The following is a 5,887-nucleotide window of genomic DNA, read 5'->3' on the forward strand; positions in this document are numbered from 1 at the left end:
GCCGTTCCGGTATTCGAGGTGCCGCATATCCGGCTTTGTCGCCAGCGAGAACAGCGGGTGTTCCATCGACGCCATGTCATCCTTCGGCACCGCATCAGCGATGTCGAGCACGAAGAAATCCAAGTTTGGGTGTCGATCTGGAAGCAGGCTCATACGGCGTCACTTTGACCTATCGAGAACTATCTTGTTTGACCTATCAGGAACGGTTTGAGGTGGGAAGATGGTTTGACCCTTTCGGAACCAAAGTTTGACCCTTTCGGAACCAAAGTTTGACCCTTTCGGAACCGATATGCTGGTTTATTTGTGTCCCCACAAACACTTATGGGGCGCGTAACTTACTCCGTAGGTAACACTAATAACACTAGGGCTTTTTGCCGGTGTCACACCCAGAAGCCCACCGCTTGTGCCTATGGCAAGCGGTGGATTTACCATGAAGAAGGCAAGGGGGCGGTGAGATCAGCCCCCAGACTGAGTTGGCGGATCGACCCACAGGGCGCAGAACCTTCGGCCCTCGGGGTTTGTGACGATCTGCCCGCCTGCGGATGTGCAAAAGATGCGCGGATACTCCCCGAAGGCTTTGGCATCGGCATGACCTTGCAGCCAGAACACCGCCAGCGCGCCGATAAGCGCCCCTGTGGCCCCGATCGAGGCCAACCAGACCCAGAACCCGCCGAACCAGCGCCATGCCTCTCTGCGGGCTTCTCCTGCGGCCCGTGAGAGGTCTTTTGCGGCCTTGAGGCTCTCGGCATGGGACTTCTCGATTGCCTCTCTGGCGGCCCCTTGCGCGGCCTCCACGGCATGCCTGCGCACATCGAGGGCGGCTTGTGCCAGATCGCGCTGCATGACCTTCTGCAGGGCGGGGGCAACCTCGGCCAGCGAGTTCAGCACCTCGGCAACCCGGACGTTGAAGGCTTCGGCCTCGTCCTTATCGAGGCTGGTGCGCTGGAGGTGATCGACCTGGCGGCGGATGAGGGTGATTTCGTCGGCCAGAATCTCGAAGGGGTCTTTGACGCCGCTCATGCCTCACCCGCCCCGGCGCTTTGCGCCTTTGCATCGAGGTTGGCCAGCAGTCCGGCGATTTCCTTCTGGTCCACGTCCCGGGTTGCGTTCTTTCGCAGGGTGGAGGCCAGCCACTTGGAAATCTTGGGGTCTTTCAGGGCTTCGGTGGTGACGATGGCGCCGACGATGATCTTTCGGCGGGTATCGCTGGCTTTCTGACGGGTTTTGAGCCGCGCCAGCTTCGCTTGCGCATCTGCAATCTGCTGATCGATGGTGCGCGCCATTCTGCCGCCTTTCCTCATTACAACAGTTGAATTTGTGCCTCGCTCTGAATAGCGTGTCAAACACGAAGTGCCCACTTATACAAACGCTGCGCGTTTGTGTGGGCAAAGGGGCAACTGCATTCCCCTTTGAACCCCAAGCAAGAGCGCGCGCGGAAATGGCGATCTATCACCTTCGGGCCACGATGATTTCTCGGTCGAGCGGTCGCAGCGCCACGGCGGCAGCGGCCTACCGCGTGGGCGAACGGATCGAGGATCACCGCACCGGGCTGACCTTCGATTACCGTGCGCGCGGCGGCGTCGATCACGTCGAAACCCTCGCCCCCACCCATGCGCCCGCATGGGTGCAGGATCGGGCGGCGCTGTGGAACGCGGTCGAGGCGGCAGAGACCCGGAAGAATTCGCAGGTTGCTCGCGAAATCCGGGTGGCCCTGCCCGCCGAGCTGGACCACGGGCAGCGCGTCGAGCTGGTGCGCGAATTCTGCCAGCGCGAGTTCGTGGCCCGTGGCATGGTGGCCGACATCGCGCTTCATGCGCCGGGGCGCGAAGGCGATGACCGCAACCACCATGCCCATATCCTGTTGACCACCCGCGAAATCGGCCCCGAGGGGTTCGGGGCGAAGAACCGGGACTGGAACGCGGTGGAGATGTTGGAAGGATGGCGTGAGGCATGGGCGCGGGACAGCAATCGGGCGCTTGAGCGATGCGGCCATGAGGAACGGATCGACCACCGGACCCTAGAGGCGCAGCGGATCGAAGCGCAGGAGCGGGCCACCGCGGCGCATGATCGCGGCGACGAGGCGGAGGCGCTGCGCCAGACGGTGCGGGCGGTGGAACTGGACCGGGATCCGCTGCCGCAACTGTCTGCTGGGGCGTGGCAGATGAAGGAACGCGGCATCGAGGTCGCGGCCGTCCGGGTCTGGCGGGAGGTCAAGGCGCAGGCGGTCGAGGTCGCGCGGGTGGCGGAGGTTCTGGCCAGTCAGGTGCGGGACTGGATCGGGCGGGCGGTGGATCGCCTCGGGCCGCCGGCGCAGGGGCTGGCCTATGCCGACGCTGCGGATTGGAATGGCCGGAAGGGTGGGCAGGATCTGGCCGAGCGGTTGCGCGAGGCATGGGAAGCCCGCCAGAGCCGCACCGCGTCCGATACCGTGGTTGCACCTGGTCAAACCCCGGAACCAGAATCCGCCCGCAGCAGCTTGGCCGAGCGGCTACGCGAGGCCGCGCAAGGGATCGACCGAGGAACGCTGGCCGAGGCCGCCGCGCGCTTGCAGGAAGGTCGGGAGGCTGAGGAACGCCAGCGGTTGCAGGAGGTCGAGCGCCTGAAGGAGCAAGATCGGCAACAGGAACGGTTGCGGGAGCGGGAAGCCCGCGACCTTGACAGGGATAGCGGGCTTTCTCACTGATCCGGCCAGCCCGGGCCCTACAGCCCGCAATGGAACGAGCGGGCCGGGGCTGGCCTGCCGGGGCGGTAAGTGCCTGCCCTTTGAAGAATAATGTGCCATTGTCCGCAGCAAAGCAGAATCGCGGACGATGGAAGCGGCGAGATCGCCGTCATGGGAAATGTTTGAAACACATACGTATGACGATCCGGCTGTATTGCCGGAGGTAGCCAGAAATCACTGGGTTTTCATGGAGACCAACTCGGCTTCGGCAGTGATGAAAGCCGTATGCCCCGGAGAGTGGAAGGACATTGTAGAGGTGTTGTCCACCTACCGTTTGGATCCGCAGTATTGGCTGCGTCCGGGCGGAAACCGTGGTGATATTGCCGAACAGATTGATGCGGAATTTGCGCGTCGAGGGTGGAGCGAGACGCGGTTGGACCTTTCCACAACGGGCCTTCTATTTTCGCGGGATGGAGCGAAAGTCGGAGAGCTTCCGCCAGTATATCAAGAAGGCTACTTGGTTGATAATTTTAAGAACCGGATCGTGCTCGATGTGGAGTGGAATGCGAAAGATGGAAATCTGGACCGGGATCTCGCATCGTATCGTTCATGGTTTGAAGCGGGGGTGATCTCCGCTGGCGTCATCATAACAAAGGACAGGCTGTCTCTGCTCAGGCTCGCAAGGCGGCTCTGGGGTGAATACCAGATGACGTTGGCCGAAGAGGATAGGGTCACGAAGCTGCCCATCGACCTGACAACTTCAACGGTGACTGCGTTTGACAAGGCGCAGATGCGTGTTCGTCGGGGGGTGATGGGTTCCTGCCCGGTCTTGATCGTCGCTGCGACAGAAGCCACATGGAACGGGAACCCATACGCTTAAGGGGTCACTGTGCGGCGGCGGGCCTGCCGCGCGGGCGCAGTGTCGTATCGGCCAGATTTAAAAGCGCCCTGACGCGCTGAATCGAATATCCGGCCTCTTGTGCGATGTCGCGGATACTGTCGCCGTCCTCGTAGCGTGCACGAATCTCGCGGCTGATAGCAACGGAAATTGGCTCTGGGACTTGCTCGTTGGCATGCAATGGGGGCAGCATTTCGCCACCAGCATATCCTTTGTGGACTTTCCCCCTCGGCGCAACGTCATCGGCGGACTCGTCACCCCATGCGGTCCAACCATCTTGCGGATGGCGGGCGAACATTTCGAGATATGGTCCGGGGGAGCATTGCTGGATGAGATCATACTGCTCGTCAGGTTTCCGCGAATGTTCCCGTTTCCGGGTCTCGATCATGTTTACCTGTGACCGAGCGGGTGCGAGAGTGCGCAACGATCCCCGGACTCCGAACAGCAGAATTTCGGTGACGTTCCGAAAGTAGAATCCCACCCCTCGCCCGTCTGGTCCACCATCTTTGCGGCGTTTCGCCCAGATGATGTTTGAAACGTAGCGGAAGCCCCAAGCATTCATAACCTCCAACCCCTCCGGCAGTAGAGCGTTTGGCACCCAGAGATATAGGTGAGCGTTTTTCGCGCAGGCATCTTCGACGGGAAGTGCCTTGATCATGTCGAGCGACATTGTTGAGTAGCGGTCTAAACGTCTGTGCTCTGGAGCCACCTTCCCGGTGCGGTTAGAGAAGCGCCAAGGCGGATCCGCCAGAACTGTTGAAAATCCCCCGGCGACCTTTGGAAAGGGGGGGGGGGCGTTCTCGGGGCGCAGCGGCTCGGACTTTTGCTTGGTCATGTTTGGTTACACCAGATTAGATCTTTTAATAGATCTTTATGTCAGTGGGGCCACTATGGCTAGTCCTGTTAGGCTAATGAGCGGTTTTTTGTTGTTTGGAAATCTGGGCTGCTCAGGTTTTGCCGATCAATCGAGTCCAGAAGCCCGAGCGCGGGCGTTGATCGGATAGGAGAGCGGTTGCCTGCTGCCGCCACTTGTCCCGATCTTCCCGAAGGTCTGAGATCACCGTTTCCTTGTCGGCCAACCGTTCATGTGCGGCATCAAGGCGGGCCTGCAACTCTCTGATAAGCCCGTCATTTGTGGTGTTTACCACTGGTTTTCTTGGTGTTTCTTCTTGTTCTTGTGAAGCTGTTGGGGGGTAAACCCTGTGCAACTCTGCAGGATCAATCCGAAAGGTTCCGGTATCATCTTTGATAGCAGATATTCTCCCGCTTTTTATGGCCTTCGAGATGGTCGCCTTCGACTTTCCCGTTGCCTTAGCCGCTTCTCCAAGGGTGTATGCCATGGGGTTTCCCGTTGTTCAGGTTTCCGCAATGGTGAACTGTTTACCTGTCCGCGTCCAGCCCTTGACGGTTACGGTCAAGTCCGCAGGTTTTCCTGCTTCTTGCAGTAGGCGACGAAGGCCGCGCCGGGGTTTTTTGGCGGATTTCCCTTCGCGGTTTCCTCTTGTGCGAAGGCTAACCATCCCGCCCGTAGGGCGTAGTAATCCCAGCCTAGTGTTCGGGCATGTGTTCGGGCCTGTTCCTCTGCCCATTCCGGGATCCTGATGGAGGGGGCGAGTTTGATCGGCGCCGAGCGGGGGCGCACGGTGACAAGATCGTCATCGTCTATCTCGAACTGATAGAAAGGGGTCACGTCCGCCCGGATGATTTCGCGCAGGTTGTGGCGGAAGCGTTTGATCGGGGCGTTGCTGCCGGTCTTGTTCTGGAGGTTCGCCAGCCCGATTTGCCACTTCGGGGAGCTGCCACAGTGCTTCCGGGCGATTTCATACAGGCGGCGCTCCAGCGGTCTGCGCAGGCGGAAATAGTCGTGGGAGATCGTCACCACCTGGTCGGTTTCTATCGCCCGCATCAGCCAGCGAGACAGCTTCACCTCGCAGTAGTCGAGGCGGAACCGTTCATCATCGGTGCGGACGAAACCGCCTTCGTCGATCAGGGAGAAAATCCGAGTTTCCACCTTCCCCCCAGATTTGATGTTTGTCACGAACTGCGCTCCTTGCAGGCGGGAAAAGGCATCCTCAAGGCGCTTGTAGTGGTTTCCGCCAATGGGTCGGTTCGTGGCAACCGACAGTTCGCGGGCCGAGAATCGCACCGTATCGCCAATCGGCTCACCCCGGTTTTTCCGGGCCATCAACTGGCTGATGGTGAAGATCAGAATATCCTTGTCGAAGATCGTCGGCAGGCCAAGCCCGGAGGGCCGGATTTTCAGCACGTTGTCGCCGTTCCGGTATTCGAGGTGCCGCATATCCGGCTTTGTCGCCAGCGAGAACAGC

At 60.2% G+C, this 5,887-nt stretch carries 7 protein-coding genes and 1 pseudogene; 2 read left to right on the top strand and 6 right to left on the bottom strand.

Features of this window, described 5'->3' with window-relative positions; all coding sequences use genetic code 11:
• The 3 genes from Q0330_RS06480 to Q0330_RS06490 form a co-directional block, all read right to left on the bottom strand.
• On the bottom strand, positions 1 to 153 hold a 153-nt coding region (locus Q0330_RS06480; protein ID WP_299476201.1), incomplete at its 3' end, for a replication initiator protein A.
• A gap of 303 nt (positions 154 to 456) precedes the next feature.
• Complete coding sequence (locus tag Q0330_RS06485) at positions 457 to 1,020, bottom strand: hypothetical protein (protein ID WP_299476186.1); 564 nt, start codon at positions 1,018 to 1,020, stop codon at positions 457 to 459.
• The gene (locus Q0330_RS06490; RefSeq protein WP_299476189.1) at positions 1,017 to 1,283 is read right to left on the bottom strand and encodes a hypothetical protein; all 267 of its coding nucleotides are present in this window, start codon (positions 1,281 to 1,283) and stop codon (positions 1,017 to 1,019) included. The genes Q0330_RS06485 and Q0330_RS06490 overlap by 4 nt, the downstream gene beginning before the upstream one ends.
• A gap of 155 nt (positions 1,284 to 1,438) precedes the next feature.
• On the opposite strand from Q0330_RS06490, the gene mobQ reads away from it, so the two are divergent.
• The gene (gene mobQ / locus Q0330_RS06495) at positions 1,439 to 2,683 is read left to right on the top strand and encodes a MobQ family relaxase (protein WP_299476191.1); all 1,245 of its coding nucleotides are present in this window, start codon (positions 1,439 to 1,441) and stop codon (positions 2,681 to 2,683) included.
• A gap of 157 nt (positions 2,684 to 2,840) precedes the next feature.
• On the top strand, positions 2,841 to 3,542 hold the full coding sequence (locus tag Q0330_RS06500; RefSeq protein WP_299476193.1) for a BglII/BstYI family type II restriction endonuclease: 702 nt from the start codon (positions 2,841 to 2,843) through the stop codon (positions 3,540 to 3,542).
• Positions 3,543 to 3,807: 265 nt separating this feature from the next.
• Here the strand turns inward: Q0330_RS06500 and Q0330_RS06505 are convergent.
• From Q0330_RS06505 to Q0330_RS06515, 3 genes and pseudogenes are all read right to left on the bottom strand, one after another.
• Positions 3,808 to 4,371, bottom strand: a pseudogene (locus Q0330_RS06505) (MT-A70 family methyltransferase); the annotation flags it as partial.
• A gap of 136 nt (positions 4,372 to 4,507) precedes the next feature.
• Positions 4,508 to 4,900 (bottom strand): hypothetical protein, encoded by a 393-nt coding sequence (locus Q0330_RS06510; RefSeq protein ID WP_299476196.1) that lies wholly within the window; start codon positions 4,898 to 4,900, stop codon positions 4,508 to 4,510.
• Positions 4,901 to 4,974: 74 nt separating this feature from the next.
• A partial coding sequence (locus Q0330_RS06515) for a replication initiator protein A (protein ID WP_299476199.1) occupies positions 4,975 to 5,887 on the bottom strand: 913 nt, incomplete at its 5' end.

This window comes from uncultured Paracoccus sp. (genome assembly GCF_937873615.1).
Classification (GTDB): domain Bacteria; phylum Pseudomonadota; class Alphaproteobacteria; order Rhodobacterales; family Rhodobacteraceae; genus Paracoccus.